Origin of the sequence: Moorena sp. SIO4A5, from assembly GCF_010672005.1 — a bacterium.
GTDB lineage: Bacteria > Cyanobacteriota > Cyanobacteriia > Cyanobacteriales > Coleofasciculaceae > Moorena.
Genome location: NZ_JAAHHZ010000076.1, coordinates 1 through 16,114 on the forward strand (window position 1 = coordinate 1; position 16,114 = coordinate 16,114).

A 16,114-nucleotide genomic window follows, 5' to 3' on the forward strand; every position below is an offset into this window, starting at 1 on the left:
CCGAGCTGGAGGTTGTGGCTTTGGCGATGGAGGGTCAATCGACAAACGCGATCGCAAAAACCCTCGACATTAGTGAACATGCAGTGCGCAAAAGACTCAGCGAGGTCTACAAAAAGTTTCCTATATCAGGGACAGGGCCTGTAAAGCTAACCAAACTGCAACAGCTGCTGGTCAATCGCTATCAGACTCATATAGAAACCCAGGATATCTCCTCTAACTGCAGAAGCTATACCCCTATCTCTACTGTCCAATCCTCAAACCCCAAGCACATGGATTGGGGTGAGGCACCAGATGTTTCTGTTTTCTATGGTCGCACTGAAGAACTACGCCAGTTAGAAACATGGATTGTTAAGGATCGTTGCCGATTGGTGGCACTACAGGGTATGGCAGGGATTGGTAAAACCACCTTGTCAGTGAAGCTGGCTAAACAAATTCAGGATCAGTTCAAGTATGTGGTATGGCGTTCCTTAAGTCAGGCACCCCGGTTAGAGGATATCCTAGCAGCACTGCTCCAATCTTTATCTGGGCCCCTAGAAACTGTAGGATATGAAACCGCCGAGGGGTCAAACCCACTCCCTAGTTGTCAAACTGCCAAGGAGCGTATCTCCCAACTAATTGAGTACTGCCGCCAACACCGCTGTTTGATAGTCCTCAACGGTGCCGAATCTATTCTACAGATTGGTACACTTGCGGGCATCTACCGAGAAGGCTATGAAGGCTATGGTGAATTCATCAGACGCTGGGGAGAAGAACCCCATCAAAGCTGTTTGTTGATTACCACTCAGGAGAAACTCAGCGAAATTTCGTTACAAGAAGGAGAGACTTCACCTGTGCGTTCCTTAAAACTTGAAGGTTTAGGGGAAGCCGCTCAGTATATTTTGCAGGAAAAAGGATTGTCTGGGCAGAAAAACTGGGACTATTTAATTAAGGCGTATCGTGGGAATCCCTTGATGTTAAAACTTGTTGCCATAACCATCAAAGAAGTTTTTGATGGCAGTGTGACCGATTTTTTGGCAACTACCCTATTTACCCATGACGTTAGTGACTTTATCGAAGAAATCTTAGATCGGTTATCAGATTTGGAACATAAAATTATATATACAATGGCTAGTCACAAAGAACCTGTAATTCTAACTCAATTACAGGATGAATTACTGGAGATATCGCCTCAGGAATTACTCAGGGCTCTAGCCTCCCTGAGACAGCGATCTCTAGTGGAAAAATCTCAAGGCGGGTTCACCTTGCCTCCTGCAGTCATGGAAGTGACTAACCAATTAATTGCTGAGCGAGAATAGTCATAATATCCCAGTTGACTAATTTTTTGAAACTATTAAAAGTTCAATTTTATAATTGGGTGATATCGATTCCAGTTAATCAATTCCTATTCAGGTAAGTCGTTAATTTTAAAGTGTTGATGGTCAACGGTCAATTAACACTTTAAAATAAAAAAAAATTAACAAGTTACCAACAACCAAGAATGATAAGTATTAAATTGGATATGATATGACTCAACAGGGTTTCTAGGCTTTAAATACAATAGCTGGATCAATACGAGTCACCTTTTGGATAGCGAACAAACCGGAAGTGACACACATTACCACAGTTATGCCAAAAACACCTGTGGCAGACACTGGTGTGATCAAAAGGATAATTCCTTTTGATTTAACCCACACACTCAACCCCCAGCAAAGGAGCATACCAGGCACATAACCAAGAACAGCCATCCACAATGCTTGTTCGACTATAACACTATAAATAAACCGATCCGGTGCGCCCATTGCTTTTAGGGTACCAAACTCTTTGATATGGTCAGAAACTGAGGCGTAGAGAATCTGAGTGACAACTACCATGCCAACAATCACTCCCACAGCAGCACCTAGACCCAATACAAAACCAAGACCTGTTCGCACCTGCCAGTAATTTCGGGTCCTGCGTGCCATTTCAACCTTTGTATAAGCACGAGTCCCGGGTAAAGCAACTTCTAAATTCTGTTTGAGTTGCTCAAGATCCTGACCTAGTTTAGCCTTTACCATGATATAGGTAATGGGGTCTGTCAGGGTCAAAGGTGTAGGTTCAGGAATCTCCGACTCATCAGACTTATTCAAAGACTTTGACTTTTCGTAAATAGTGGTACACTGCAAATTATCTGAAGATTCTACAGTGCAGTTAAGCTTAGAGGTATAGCTTGTGTTGATATAGGTATTGGCATTTTCTAAGGAAGCAAATAAGAATGGGCTAGCTACAAGGGATTGACTCTCCGTGGTTAAGCCGACCAATCGAGCAGGCAAGAAGTTAACCGTAGCGGTATCACCGATATCTCTGAGATTGAGCGTCGGTAATCTGCTTTGATCCACCATAACCGTGTAAGGCTCCTTAAGGGCTTTCAGTCTACCCCGAGTGATTGTTCCGGGTTGGAACAGTTTTCCCCCTAGGTCAAATCCAATCAACGTAACAGGACTGGTATCTCCCTTAAGAGGACGCCATCGACCTGACCCCATCAGTAGTGCTTCTGCTCGCTCCACACCTTTGACTCCTTGAGCTTGATCCAGCTGATTCTTTAAAAGTGGCTCGGTTAGCTCAAACTGAACCATTCGGTCAGAACTTACCCATATATCGGCCTCGGATCCCTCAATCAGAAGAACTGTAGAGCGAGTGAACCCGTTGAGCAGACCAGTTTGGATTGTGACTAGGCTAACGGCAAACATAATTCCTGCTTGAGCGACCAGAAAGCGAGGAATGTCTGCCCAGAGGTTTTTGCGAGCAATAGAGACCATAGGAGATTATGCCGAGATAACTTTTAAGTAATATCACGTCCGAGAGCTTATAAATTGTAAGGTGTGGGTTTTTGGTAATTGTTATTTCTCCCAACCTTGCCTTCGAAGAAGACCTGATCCCAAGCGCCAGTCACGAAAACTAGTCCATGGGCTTACTCTCTTGATTTAAAAAGCTTCCAGAACTTAATAGGGCAAGGGTTTCATGGGTGTAGCGCGTTCTTCTGAATACTTACAGTCAAAGTCATAAAGCCAGTGTAACTCATAGACTTTTAATTAACTAACATTAACTAACCAGTAAATTTTTGTAAATCCCTGCCAAGATGGCAACACGGCTCAGTGGCAAGATTGATACATTTCAGTAGTTTTCTGGCATAGAAGGTCATAAATAATCAAAAACTTCCGTCAATGCGTAAATACCCCATAGTGTCTCTCTTGTAATTTGTGTAAACTCACGGATACATCAACCTCATAAAATTCTGTAGCATTGAGCTAGCAGTTACCTGATCAATCATATTTTACTTGTGCATCTCGGTGAAAGTCTTTAACTGTTCCCGGTGTTTTTTCTTGCCTATGGTTAAGAAAGCCTCTTCCCAATCGGCAAATTATTCCGGTAATGGCAGCACTAGGACAATCAGTTTTGCTGACAACGGCAATCAGGTAAACCAAAGGCAATGATGGCGATAAAACAAAATTATCCTCTAATTCCAATCAAAGAGTTTACTTCCGTCAAACAAGCTGGGTTGTTTGAAATTTTGAAGCAGCCTCGGTTTAGCGGTCAACTCATTCTAAGTGATCCAAATAAACAAGAATGGATATTTCACATTTATATGGGTCGCCTCATGTATGCTACCGGAGGGACTCATCCAGTGAGACGGTGGCGTAGAAACCTACTCATTCACTGTCCTCAGACATCTGCTCAGCTTTCATCACTGCAAGACGATCTAGCTAATACCAATTGGGAAGATGTCAATGTCTGTTGGGACTATCATTTGCTATGCCTATGGGTAGGTCTGCATAAAGTTACCCGTGATCAAGCCGTCAAAATGATTCAGTCTGTCATGGTAGAAATACTTTTTGATGTTACCCAAGGCATGCAGATCACCTATAAAATCAAACCAGATTCCTCATCATCATTATCATCATTGTTTAAACCACTGGTCTTGATTGACGCAGAGCAAGTCATCCATGAAGCTGATCAACTTTGGGAAGCTTGGCAAAGTGCTCGTGTAGCAGACCGCTGCCCTAATCGGGCACCAATGATCAGGCAGCCCAAGCAACTGAGAATTAAAACATCCCCTCAGGCTTACCAAACTATGACCAAGCTGTTGAATGGACAATATACCCTACGAGACTTGGCCATACTAATGAAACGGGATACTAGGGCAGTTACCCTCTCGATTCTACCTCACCTGCAATCAGGATTAGTGGAACTGATAGAGATTCCGGATTTACCTGCTCCAGTTTCACTACCTCCGAACGAAACATCGGTAAAAACTGTTCCTGAGCAGAAACCTTTGATTGCCTGCGTGGATGATAGTCCCCTGATCTGCCAAAGCATGGAAAAAATTCTTACCTCAGAAGGCTATCGCTTTGTGGCTATTAATGATGCACTTAGGGCGATCGCTACTTTGTTAGCTAGTAAGCCAGAGTTGATATTTTTAGATCTGGTCATGCCAAATGCTAATGGCTATGAAATTTGCGGTCAATTGCGTAGGCTCTCCTTTTTCCGCAATACTCCGATCGTGATTTTGACCGGTAACGACGGCATCATCGACCGTGTGAGAGCTAAGATGGTTGGCTCCTCAGATTTTCTGAGTAAACCCATCAATCCTGAAGAGGTATTGAGAGTTATCATTAAACATCTTAAACAAGTTAATTAGAATTGACTAGATAGCCGAAATTTAAGTGTTTACAAAAAAAACCGTTGAAACACTTGCTTACCTGATTATAATTTTAGAGTTATTTAAATCGGATAAAAATGGTTACCGCATTAATTGTTGAAGATTCATTAACTGATCTAGAAATTTTCAGAGGTTATCTCAAGGAAAATGGGTTTAATGTATTAACTGCCAATAATGGCTCAGAAGCCCTAGAAAAAATTAGCAGTAATCAGCTGGATTTGATTGTCCTTGATGTTGTCCTTCCGGATCGCAGTGGTTTTGAAATTTGTCGAACCCTTAAAAATGAAGCTAATACAAGCCAAATACCTGTGATAATCTGCTCCACCAAAGATACTGAAATGGATAAATTTTGGGCGTTGAAGCAGGGAGCAGATGCTTACCTGTATAAGCCTGTTGATAACGCAGAACTCCTAAAAATCATTAACCAACTGGTCAAGGGCTAAATCTGAGCTATAAAAAAACAGAGATCATCATGGTATCCAAGTTTATCCCAGCTTCAGCTTCCCCATCATCAGCGACAGAAACTGCTGCCAATGAAATTAGACAGCAGTTTCTGCGGTTTCATCTAGTACCTGATACTACTGCTTTAATGCCAATTAATCAGCTGACTGAAGTGCTGACTATTGCTGTTGGTCAAATTATTCCAATTGCCCATATGCAACCTTGGGTGATGGGTGTTTACAACTGGCGGGGTGAAGTTCTTTGGATGGTCGATCTCGGACACATTGTGGGACTAACTCCTTGGCATCAGCAACCGGTAAACACATCACACTACACCTCCTTAGTGTTGCATATCCAGTCTCATGATCCTAAGTGCGTTAAATACAACCAAATGCTAGGGTTGGTCGTCAACCGGGTAGAGGACATTGAATGGTGCAATCCCGATTTGATTCAACCTCTGCCGTCATCAAGCATGAATCCTGAATTGGCAAAGTTTTTACAGGGATATTGGCTGAAACATGGTGGTGAAATGCTAGTAGTTTTTGATGGAAAACTAATTTTTAATACCAAGTTTTAATTATACTATTCATCGAATGTAACTTGAACGTATTATTTCATTATTATAACTAATAATTATTTATTTTAAGTTTTAAAGCTTAAATTTATAAAAAAAATACGGTTTAAAAAATAATTTTATTAAGTATTTAATCATGAAAAAAGCAACGAATAATTTTAATGTCAATGGCAACACTACCAATAATAGTGAGATAGCTAAATCAAAAAAGGCGCTGGTGAAGACACTCTTACCTGAGTCAACTATTCCTAACGTTAAATTGCGGGTTGTTCAAGAGTTAAAAGAACCTGAGACCAAGGTAAACCATTTGCCAGACCAAGATATCAACGCAGAAGATCAGCTCCTGGAACTGGTCAAAACTGAAAAAAAAAAAATCAGAGGAATAAAAATACTCTCAGCCGCCAGTTGTTGACAACGATTATGCCAACGGTATTGATTCCTCTGACTCTGGCTAGCCTAGTAAGTTACAGAATTGTTCACGACCATGACAAAGAGCGAAATAAATTACAGCAGCAGGAGCAAGCTCTAATTGCTGGTGAAGCAGCTAGCCAACTGATTAAGGATACCTTTACTGTACCAACCTTATTAGGGAGTAATCCTTTAGTCATCAATGCAGCTCATGCTAGTAGCAAAACCGCACAACAGCAACAACTTCAGAAACTGGCTATTCACGAGATTGAATTACGTTTTCAAAACACAAAGCTCCTCCAACCCAATCCACAACTCAATCGTTACTTAAAGAGAATCGTTAAGGATGTAGGTCTAGGGGAATTATTTGTCACTGACCGCTATGGGTACAACATTGCTTATAGTAATCCCACCTCTGACTTTGTGCAAAGGGATGAAGACTGGTGGCAACAAGCAAAGCGTCAAGGGCGTTGGGTCAGTGAACTGGACTTTGATGATTCAGCTAATGTCTTTGGTTTTGATCTAGCTCAGGCAATCAAGGATCCTCAATCAGGAGAATTTCTTGGGGTGATTAAAGCTGTGCTACCCATGAATCAATTAGAGCAACTGTTCCCTTATCTAGAACATATCGGATTGATGGGTTCCCAACAAGTGCAGCTGATAGACACTAGCCAAGGCATGGTAATTAGTACCCTCACCCCTGAAGGTAGTCTGGATGAGGAAGATATCATTGGGGGTGAAGCAGTTTGGGAAATTGCTAAGTTTTTAGTCCAGGCACCGACCCAGCTAACTATTAATACTAAGCAAGACTTCAATCGTTTCAAAGCTAAGTATTCACTAAAGGAAGAAAGACTTTCGACCTATAAGAAGAAAACGGGAAAGCAGGTAAAAATTGTTGACTTCCTCTATAAAGATAAGTTCTATACCATTGTGACTAACCCACACACAGATTGGGTATCCGTTGCTTCTGTGGACAAATCAGAACAGCAAAGCGCTGGTAATGAGTTAATTGTAGCGTTTATCTTAATAGCCCTAGCCTTGGGAGCAGTAACTTTGGTAGTTGTTCTGCTTTTATCCCGCCGCCTATCTGCTCCTCTAAGTCAATTGTCTGATACAGCCAAGGAGGTGACTGCAGGTAATTTAGATGCGATTGCTCAACCAAGTGGTACCGCAGAAACCCAAACCCTAGCTCACACCTTTAATAACCTAGTCGCCCGGATTAAAGTTCTGGTACAAGACCAAAGCCTTGACGCTAAGCGTGCTAAGCAACTGAAAGACATTACGATTCAGCTAACTCAAGCCCTTGACCTGCAAGATATCCTGGATATGGTAGTGCGAGGGAGCCGACAAGGGCTGGATGCGGATCGAGTGGTTGTCTATCGCTTTGACCCCAATTGGAAAGGTACTGTCATTGCTGAATCCGTGGCTGCAGGTTGGCCCCAGGCTCTCGGTGCGGAAATTGCTGACCCTTGCTTTGCAAAGGATTACGTCTATAAGTACATCCAAGGTCGAGTTAAGGCAACACCGAATATTTATGAAGCTGGTCTGACCCCGTGTTACCTGAAGCAGTTAGAACCCTTTGCGGTCAAAGCCAATTTAGTTACCCCAATTCTGGTTGAAGGGGAACTTTTGGGCTTATTAATTGCTCACCAATGCAGTGAACCTCGAGCCTGGCAAGCTTCGGAAATCGATTTCTTAACCCAAGTAGCTAACCAAGTGGGACTAACTCTTGACCGGATCAACCTCTTGGAACGGCAAAGAATTGCTGAAACCGAGCAACGGACGGCTAAAGAGCAGCTTCAAAAACGCGCACTGGAATTGCTGATGGAAGTAGACCCAGTTAGTAAAGGAGACCTCTCGATCCGTGCCCGTGTGACCGCCGATGAATTGGGAACTGTTGCTGATTCCTACAACGCTACGATTGAAAGCTTGCGGAAACTTGTGGTGCAAGTGCAACAGGCAACGAAGCAAGTTACCAGCACCACTACTCAAGATGAAGCAGCGATTCGAGAATTATCCACAGAAGCCTTGCGACAGTCGGAGGAAATTACGGCAGCTTTACAACGAATTCAAGACATGACGACTTCAACTCAAGCTGTGGCTGCTAGAGCCTCTGAAGCTGAAGCTGCAGTCAAACAAGCGGCTCAGACAGTCGAAGCTGGGGATACTGCTATGAACCGCACTGTGGAAGGCTTTATGGCGATTCGGGAAACTGTAGGCAGCACTGCCAAGAAGGTCAAACGCCTTGGGGAATCGTCCCAAAAGATTTCTAAAGTAGTTAACCTGATTAGTAATTTTGCCGCTCAAACCAACTTGCTAGCGTTAAATGCTTCTATTGAGGCAGCTCGTGCTGGGGAAGAAGGTCGAGGCTTTGCGGTGGTTGCGGATGAAGTGCGAGCCTTAGCCCATCAATCAGCAGAAGCAACGGCAGAAATCGAAAAAATTGTGGCACAAATCCAGATGGAAATCAATGAGGTGGTAGCTGCCATGGAAGCTGGTACTGAACAAGTGGTAGGAGGAACGAAACTGGTGGATGACACCAGGCAGAGTTTGAATCAAATCACTGCAGTAATGGTCAAGATTAATGAGTTGGTCGAAGCGATCGCTACCGTAACTGTTGAGCAAACTCAAACAAGCGTTTCAGTGACTCAGACTATGACTAATGTGGCAGCGATCGCTAATCATACCTCCATAGAAGCGTTGCAGGTATCCCACTCGTTTAAACAACTGCTTACAGTTGCTGAGCAACTGCAAGATAGTGTAGGCAAGTTCAAGGTGAGTTAGTGTTCTTAGTCAATTGTTAATTTTTAATTCTTAATTCTTAATTCTTAATTCTTAATTCTTAATTGCCATTTTCAAAGCAACTGTGATCTCAACAAGATTGACTGGGAATTCTATGGCTGTAACTTCTGAAGTTTTTCAGTCACCCCGAGTTAGGCAATGGTGGCAGCGATGTCCAAACCCTGGGTGTCTTCACAACGAGAAACTACCTATTTTTAATTAATTGGGCGTATTCCATGACTCAAATTCCTCCTCAGAATAACTCCCTTAAGGATAACAATGGTCACAAGATTGATAATTATGATCTTAAATTTTCTGATAATTTAGCTTATAAATTATCAGAAAATGGTCATAATGGCAGCTACCAAGCTTTGGATCTGTCAAAATCTACCCTGAAAACTAAACTGGGGAAATCACTGCTACCACTACCTAAGTTAATCCAGTCAAAGCTTGCACCACCCCAAAGACTTCCATCTTTATTTTTGAAATGGTTTTATAACCTTCCTATACAAGGTAAACAGCTCTTAGCCCTGTTCACATCAGAAGTGATCTCCGTAGTTGGCTTAGCAGGTGTGGGGGCTTTTTTGATTGTTACAGGAGGTCGTGCTCAATTAATCAACCAAGCCAAATCAGAATTGGCGGTTATGGATATTATCTATAATATCAAAATTAATCAGATGGGGTTTGGTTTTCGGGGACAATCTGACAATAGCGCAATTATTCAAGCGGTTCAAACCTATGCTCAAGGTAAACCCTTAACCCCCGGGTTGCTTAAACAAGTGAAAGATATTCTTCAGCAAGAAATCCAGACTCGTCGGATTGAATATGCCACGTTGGTGGGAAAGGATCGGCGAATTCTTGTCAATGCTAATGCTGATCGAACTGCGGAGTTTTTCGATCCCAATGACTTAGTCAGTCAGGTTCTGGAAAATCCTCAGCAAATTAAAACCAGTGAACTGGTCAGCTGGTCTGAAGTTGCTCAAGAGTCTCCCTTCCTACCTGCTGGGATTGTCCAGCAAAACAATCTGTTGATTCGCTACACCGTCACACCGGTTAGAGCCACCGACACAGGGGCAGTTTTGGGAGTACTGGTTTCTGGGGATATTGTCAATGGCAAGCTGCCTATCGTCGAGGATACCCTAAAGTCTTTTGGGGGAGGTTATAGTGCGGTATATCTACGTCAACCGGATGGTCAATTTGTCTTGGCAACTGCCTTAGACCAGGGTAAAAGTACCAATTTAGCAGAAGCTCAACCGAAAGTCTTCTTGCCCGATACCCCTTTCCTGAATCAAGCGGTAACAGCTCAGGGTAATCCGATTACCAAACGCATCAAGATAGGGAGGGAAACCTATACAATCGCTGCCAGGACGCTAAATAATTTTAGTGGTAAGCCAGTTGCCCTTTTGGTAAGGGGAACCTCAGAAGCTCAACTCAACTTCCTCCTCAGCAACAAGCTACTCCTACAGTTGGTAGTAGTGATCTTGGCTGTGACTGCTGATATATTACTAGCTATTCTGCTAGGACGAGCCATTGCTAAACCTATCCAGCAGCTACAAAACTTAGCCGAGCAATTTGCTCAAGGGTCACGCCAAGTCCGAAGCAATCTGATCACTAACGATGAGATCGGTAAGCTAGCTAGGACCTTTAATGAAATGGCTGAGAGTGTTACCAGTCAGGAAAACGTGGTACGTCGAGAAGCAAATCGGACACAGGTCATTATTAACCTTGCTGCTACCCCCATCGACAAATCTCTCGACCTCAAAGCTCTCTTCCAAGAAGCGGTGGAAAAAGCCCTCAATCAATTGAATGCTGACCGGGTAGTTATCTACCGCCTGAATCCGGATGGTAGTGGCTACATTGAATTCGAGGCAATTCAACCGGGTTGGCCGAAAGCAGTTGAAAATATGGTTGAGGATAGGATTGAGAAGAAAATTGAAGATGCTTGTATTCCACAGCAACTGCTTGATGCCTACAAACATGGGCGTGTCATTGCCACCAATAATGTATTTGAAGCAGGTTTCCATCGTGACCACGAGAAGTTGATGGAACGATTGCAAATCAAAGCAAATTTAGTGACACCAATTGTCCACGCAGAAACACTCTACGGTTTACTTATTGCTCATCATTGTAGGGCCCCACACCAGTGGCAAGAGTCTGAAATCATTTTCCTGACGCAGTTATCTGTTCAGCTGGGCAATGTTATGCAGCGAGCCACATCCTTAGAACAAATGGAAGCAGCCCGCCAAGAAGCCGAAAATCTTGCTCAGGAACAGCGCCAGCTCAAAGAGGAGCTGCAAAAGCGTGCTCTAGAACTGTTGATGGAAGTAGAGCCAGTTAGTAAAGGAGACCTCACTATTCGAGCCCAAGTGACTGCCGATGAATTGGGAACTATTGCCGATTCCTACAATGCTACAATCGAAAGCTTGCGGAAACTTGTGGTGCAAGTGCAACAGGCAACTAAGCAAGTCACCACCACCACTACTCAAGATGAAGCAGCGATCCGAGAGCTATCCACAGAAGCTTTACGACAGGCGGAGGAAATTGCTAATGCTTTACAAAAAATTCATGACATGACAGTCTCAACTCGCTCTGTGGCTGCCAGTGCCTCTGAAGCCGAAGCTGCAGTTAAACAAGCAGCTCAAACGGTGGAAGCCGGAGATGCTGCTATGAACCGCACTGTAGAAGGTTTTATGGCGATTCGGGAAACTGTAGGTAGTACGGCTAAGAAGGTCAAACGCCTTGGGGAATCGTCCCAAAAGATTTCTAAGGTAGTCAACCTGATTAGTGGCTTTGCTGAGCAAACTAATATGTTAGCCCTCAATGCCGCTATTGAGGCGGCTCGTGCTGGGGAAGCCGGTCGAGGCTTTGCGGTAGTTGCTGATGAAGTACGAGCCTTGGCCCATCAATCGGCGGAGGCAACGGCGGAAATTGAAAAGCTGGTAGCAGACATTCAGGCGGAAACCAATGAGGTGGCAACCGCTATGGAAGAGGGAACTGAGCAAGTGGTAGTTGGGACTAAACTGGTGGATGATACCAGGCAGAGTTTGAATCAAATTACTGCCGTAACGGTCAAGATAAATGAGTTGGTCAAAGCAATTGCCATCACAGCTGTTGAGCAAACCCAAGCCAGCGAATCAGTGACTGACACTATGGCTGACGTAGCAGCGATCGCGAATAGAACCTCCACAGAAGTCAGCCAAGTATCTAACTCGTTCAAAGAACTGCTAACAGTGGCTGAGCAACTGCAAGATAGTGTGGGCAAGTTCAAGGTGAGTTAGTGTCATTGTAGTTATTAGTATTTTGTTAATGACCAATGACCAATGACCAATTTCCAATTTTCTCTTGACCAATGACCAATGAAGAACCATGGCAACTCACTCTGAGATCCAAGACCAAGCCTATCAGTTTTTTATCGAAGAGGCACCAGAGCTGTTGCAACTGATCGAGACAGGCTTACTGAATCTCCAGCAAGAACGAACCACGGCTAAGATCCACGATTTAATGCGAGCCGCTCACTCCATCAAGGGAGGTGCTGCCAGTGTTGGGCTAGAGGCAATTAAAACCTTGGCTCATCGTCTCGAAGATATCTTCAAGGCTTTCTACAGCGACGAGGTACAACTTGATACTGAGCTAGAAAGCTTGCTGCTCAAAGCTTATGACTGCCTCCGGAACCCCCTCATCCAGCAAATTGAGCAAGGCTATTTTGACCCAGAGCAAGCCCTAGCCAGGGCTCAATCCACTTATGCCCAGATTGAAGAACGACTCGGTGATGCCCTAACACAGGTTGATAACTACATTCCTAGTTCCGGTGACTTAGGTATTGATATTGTATCCTCTATTTTTGAGGTTGATGTGGCTCAGGGACTAGAACGTCTTGCTTCTGTCCTAGCCAATCCCCAAAATTATGAGGTGGTGGGGGAATTAAAGGCACAAGCAGACGTATTTGCTGGCTTTGCTGAGTTACTGAACTTGTCCGGATTTGGAGCGATTGCCCAAACGGCTGTAGCGGCAGTAGAGCAAAATCCCCACCAAGTCTTGAAAATTATTGAACTGGCCCTAGCTGATTTTACAACAGGACGAGCTGCTGTACTAGCAGGCGATCGCACTCAAGGGGGAAATCCCTCGACTGCTCTAGTTGCTTTAACAGAAGCCCCTGCTCCTCCGGCTAATGACATCACAAATAGTCTAAATACCACCTCTGAATTTGAAGATATCTTTAGTGACTTTAACCTAGGCGAAGCAACCAATGCCTTTGAAGACTTTACCTTATCCGAGCAAACCGCTACCCAACCATCCCAACTGAATCCACTAGTCGAAGAGACTTTCGAGACCTCACCCACTGTTGCCCATCAGGAAACTGACCTAGATCAAGCAACTGTTGAGCCACCATCTTGGAAGGTTACCGACTCAGTTGATGTTACTGATATTTTTAACAACTTTAACCAAGATCAACAGACCTTACTCTTTGAAGACATTGCTCTAGCCCAGGAAACTGAAACTACTGCCCAGCAACCCCAAGTGAACCTGCCAGCTCAGGAAGTTCCTCTGAGCCCACCGATTGTTGCTGATCTCAGAACTAGTGACTTGGGGCAAGTCAGTCAAGACATACCATCTGATCAATCTACCCCTTCAGAGGATCAAGTTAACCCAGTCCAAGAGGCAGAAGCATCTTTCCCAGAGGAAACCATTTCCCCGACAGCAGAAACTGTTCCACACTCGGAGCAAGACCAGCAAGACCTGAGTAAAGCTAAGGCTGACCCTAGCCCAGGATCTAAACCAGTAGCGAACTCGCCCAATCCATCAAGCACTGCTTCTGCTCCCCTCAAGAACTCATCCCTAGAGGTACCAAAAACCCTGGAAGCTGCAGTAGAAAAGATTGAACAAATCTTTGAAAGCCTGCCACCGCTCCAGGATATGCCTGCTTCAGATGTTCCATCACCACCAACCCTACCAGCAGCGGCATTCTTAGCCAATGAATTAGCTATCAACCCACCCACTCAATCGGCGAAATCCCAGCAGCATCAACCTACTCGATCTAATCAATCTACTCCTAAGCCGTCACAGCATCCCAGCCAAAGTCCAACCTCTATCTCCCCCGAGAGTTCAGTCCGGGTTAACTTAAAGCGACTAGAACGGATGAACAATCTGGTAGGGGAACTGGTGATCAACCGCAATAGTATTGGCCTGCAAAATGAACAATTACAAGCAGCAGTGCGGGAACTAACCCAAAGATTTGAACTTTGTCAAACCATTGTTAGTCAAATACAAGAGTTATCTGATCAGAGTCTAGCGAGTGCCTCAAGTGCTGGATCAATGGTGTCAAATCCTAGCTTTGCCTCCCTTAGTCAGAATGAGTTGAACCAGCAAGGGACGAATTCTGTCGGTGAGAGAAACTCACCCCAGCAATCGGTAACGTGGTCAGGCCAAAAGAGCCTAGAGAGTGAGTCAGACCCATTTAACAAACCCCTGTTTGATTCTTTGGAAATGGATAGCTATAGCAACGTCCATGCTTTGATCCAAGGACTACAGGAAGAAATGATGCTGCTTAAAGAAGCCGTGGGGGATATAACCCTATTTGCTCAGCAGTCTGATCAGACCTTGGAACAACAGCGGCAAATGCTTTCTCAGCTACGAGACGAGCTGATGTGGGCGCGGATGTTGCCTCTGGGTCAAGTACTCAACCGCTTTCCCCGGGCTTTACGGGATCTTTCTACCCAACACCACAAGCCAGCAAAACTCAAGCTTAGTGGTACAGGGGTTTTGGTAGATAGAGCAGTGCTGGAAAAACTTTATGACCCCTTACTACATTTACTCCGGAATGCTTTTGATCATGGCATTGAATCCCCTCAAATTCGGCGCAAACGAGGTAAATCAGAGGAAGGACAAATTGAAATTCGGGCTTACCATAAAGGCAATCAAACCATTATTCAAGTTAAGGATGACGGTGAAGGTCTTAATATTGAACGCATTCGTAAAAAAGTATTGGCCAAGGGATTGTTGTCAGCCAAACAAATTGCTAAAGCTCCCCCATCCCGACTGTTAAAGATGATTTTTGAGCCAGGATTTTCCACCGCAGCTAAAGTCAGTGAACTGTCTGGTAGGGGAGTAGGTTTAGATGTAGTACGCTCTCAAATTCGAGCTCTCAAAGGGAAAATATCTGTCACCTCATCTCCAGGTAAGGGTACAACCTTTACCCTACGCCTGCCGTTAACTCTCACCATTGCTAAATTACTAATTGCTACAGTCGGTCCAATTGTTATCGCTTTACCATCAGACAGTATTGAGGAAATTGTAGTTCCCAAGGGGGATCAGATGCAAAAATCTGGGACAAAACGGTTTTTGCTATGGCGCGGACAAATGGTTCCCACTTATACCATGTCTGATCTTTTGGAATATAACTGTCCAGTCAGGGAAACTACTCCTAGCAAAGCTTTAGTCTATGTCCCCACTCCTGAAGATTGGGCATTACCTCTGGTAGTAATGCGTCGAGAGCAGCAGGCTTTTGGGTTAGAAATCGATCGCGTGATCACAGAGCAAGAGCTAGTGATTAAACCCTTTGGCAAAGTGCTTGCGGCTCCCAGTTATACCTATGGTTGTACCATCTTGGGGGATGGTAGTTTAATTCCGGTGATGGATGGTAACGCCCTGCTAGAGCAATTTTTAGCTCAAAGCCAAGAAGAGACTAAACCGAGAAGCTTGTCTCATATACTCGAAGCTACCACTAAGAAAAAGTCATCGGTTAACCGGACTCAAACTCCTGCTAAAACTGCTCCACTTCCCACAATTTTAATTGTGGATGATTCGACAGGTTTACGACGAACCTTGGCTATGAGCTTGCAAAAAGCGGGTTACCGAGTTTTACAGGCTCGGGATGGACACGAAGCCTTGGAACAATTGCGGCAAAGTTCGAAAGTGCAGATGATAATTTGTGATATTGAAATGCCGAATATGAACGGTTTTGAGTTTCTTGGTCAACGTCGCCAAGACCCTCAGTTATCAAAAATTACTATAGCAATGCTTACCTCTCGTAGCAGTGAAAAACATCAGCGTTTAGCAATGCATTTGGGGGCTAACGCTTACTTTACTAAACCTTATATTGAACAAGATTTTATTGGAAAAATAAAAAACATTATTGAACAAAGTAAATCTGAAGTTTAAGTATTAATTGATCAGCTAATGCGCTACAGATGGTGCTACTTGATGTGCTATCAGCCATTCCTAATCAGCGTTTAGCT

Annotated in this window: 10 protein-coding genes; 8 read left to right on the forward strand and 2 right to left on the reverse strand. The window is 44.0% G+C overall.

What is annotated here, in order from left to right; translation table 11 throughout:
- On the forward strand, nt 1-1,295 hold a 1,295-nt coding region (locus tag F6K57_RS21910), incomplete at its 5' end, for an NB-ARC domain-containing protein (protein WP_293070630.1).
- A 225-nt stretch (nt 1,296-1,520) separates the two neighbouring features.
- Here the strand turns inward: F6K57_RS21910 and F6K57_RS21915 are convergent.
- A complete protein-coding gene (locus F6K57_RS21915; RefSeq protein ID WP_293070632.1) occupies nt 1,521-2,774 on the reverse strand; it encodes an FtsX-like permease family protein in 1,254 nt (417 codons plus the stop codon).
- A gap of 504 nt (nt 2,775-3,278) precedes the next feature.
- Nucleotides 3,279-3,446 (reverse strand): hypothetical protein, encoded by a 168-nt coding sequence (locus F6K57_RS21920; RefSeq protein WP_293025332.1) that lies wholly within the window; start codon nt 3,444-3,446, stop codon nt 3,279-3,281.
- Between F6K57_RS21920 and F6K57_RS21925 the strand changes: the two genes are divergently transcribed.
- The 7 genes from F6K57_RS21925 to F6K57_RS21955 all read left to right on the forward strand — a co-directional run bounded on the left by F6K57_RS21925 (nt 3,446) and on the right by F6K57_RS21955 (nt 16,037).
- Nucleotides 3,446-4,654 (forward strand): response regulator, encoded by a 1,209-nt coding sequence (locus tag F6K57_RS21925; RefSeq protein WP_293025331.1) that lies wholly within the window; start codon nt 3,446-3,448, stop codon nt 4,652-4,654. The two genes, F6K57_RS21920 and F6K57_RS21925, sit on opposite strands and share 1 nt — an antisense overlap.
- A gap of 98 nt (nt 4,655-4,752) precedes the next feature.
- Complete coding sequence (locus F6K57_RS21930; protein WP_293025330.1) at nt 4,753-5,118, forward strand: response regulator; 366 nt, start codon at nt 4,753-4,755, stop codon at nt 5,116-5,118.
- 29 nt (nt 5,119-5,147) lie between these two features.
- Nucleotides 5,148-5,693: a chemotaxis protein CheW gene (locus F6K57_RS21935; RefSeq protein ID WP_293025328.1), complete on the forward strand. Its 546-nt coding sequence runs from the start codon at nt 5,148-5,150 to the stop codon at nt 5,691-5,693.
- A gap of 133 nt (nt 5,694-5,826) precedes the next feature.
- Nucleotides 5,827-6,102 carry a hypothetical protein gene (locus tag F6K57_RS21940; RefSeq protein ID WP_293025326.1) on the forward strand — a complete coding sequence of 92 codons (276 nt, stop codon included), beginning with the start codon at nt 5,827-5,829 and terminating at the stop codon, nt 6,100-6,102.
- Nucleotides 6,103-6,110: 8 nt separating this feature from the next.
- Nucleotides 6,111-8,882, forward strand: a complete 2,772-nt coding sequence (locus F6K57_RS21945; protein WP_293070635.1) for a methyl-accepting chemotaxis protein — start codon at nt 6,111-6,113, stop codon at nt 8,880-8,882.
- A gap of 233 nt (nt 8,883-9,115) precedes the next feature.
- The gene (locus tag F6K57_RS21950) at nt 9,116-12,157 is read left to right on the forward strand and encodes a methyl-accepting chemotaxis protein (RefSeq protein ID WP_293070637.1); all 3,042 of its coding nucleotides are present in this window, start codon (nt 9,116-9,118) and stop codon (nt 12,155-12,157) included.
- 88 nt (nt 12,158-12,245) lie between these two features.
- Complete coding sequence (locus F6K57_RS21955) at nt 12,246-16,037, forward strand: response regulator (RefSeq protein WP_293070639.1); 3,792 nt, start codon at nt 12,246-12,248, stop codon at nt 16,035-16,037.
- Nucleotides 16,038-16,114: the final 77 nt, after the last annotated feature.

Coding starts and splice junctions, on each gene's coding strand:
- F6K57_RS21915 (WP_293070632.1), bottom strand. CDS start 2,774: ATGGTCTCTATTGCTCGCAAAAACCTCTGGGCAGACATTCCTCGCTTT.
- F6K57_RS21925 (WP_293025331.1), top strand. CDS start 3,446: ATGATGGCGATAAAACAAAATTATCCTCTAATTCCAATCAAAGAGTTT.
- F6K57_RS21930 (WP_293025330.1), top strand. CDS start 4,753: ATGGTTACCGCATTAATTGTTGAAGATTCATTAACTGATCTAGAAATT.
- F6K57_RS21935 (WP_293025328.1), top strand. CDS start 5,148: ATGGTATCCAAGTTTATCCCAGCTTCAGCTTCCCCATCATCAGCGACA.
- F6K57_RS21940 (WP_293025326.1), top strand. CDS start 5,827: ATGAAAAAAGCAACGAATAATTTTAATGTCAATGGCAACACTACCAAT.
- F6K57_RS21945 (WP_293070635.1), top strand. CDS start 6,111: ATGCCAACGGTATTGATTCCTCTGACTCTGGCTAGCCTAGTAAGTTAC.
- F6K57_RS21950 (WP_293070637.1), top strand. CDS start 9,116: ATGACTCAAATTCCTCCTCAGAATAACTCCCTTAAGGATAACAATGGT.
- F6K57_RS21955 (WP_293070639.1), top strand. CDS start 12,246: ATGGCAACTCACTCTGAGATCCAAGACCAAGCCTATCAGTTTTTTATC.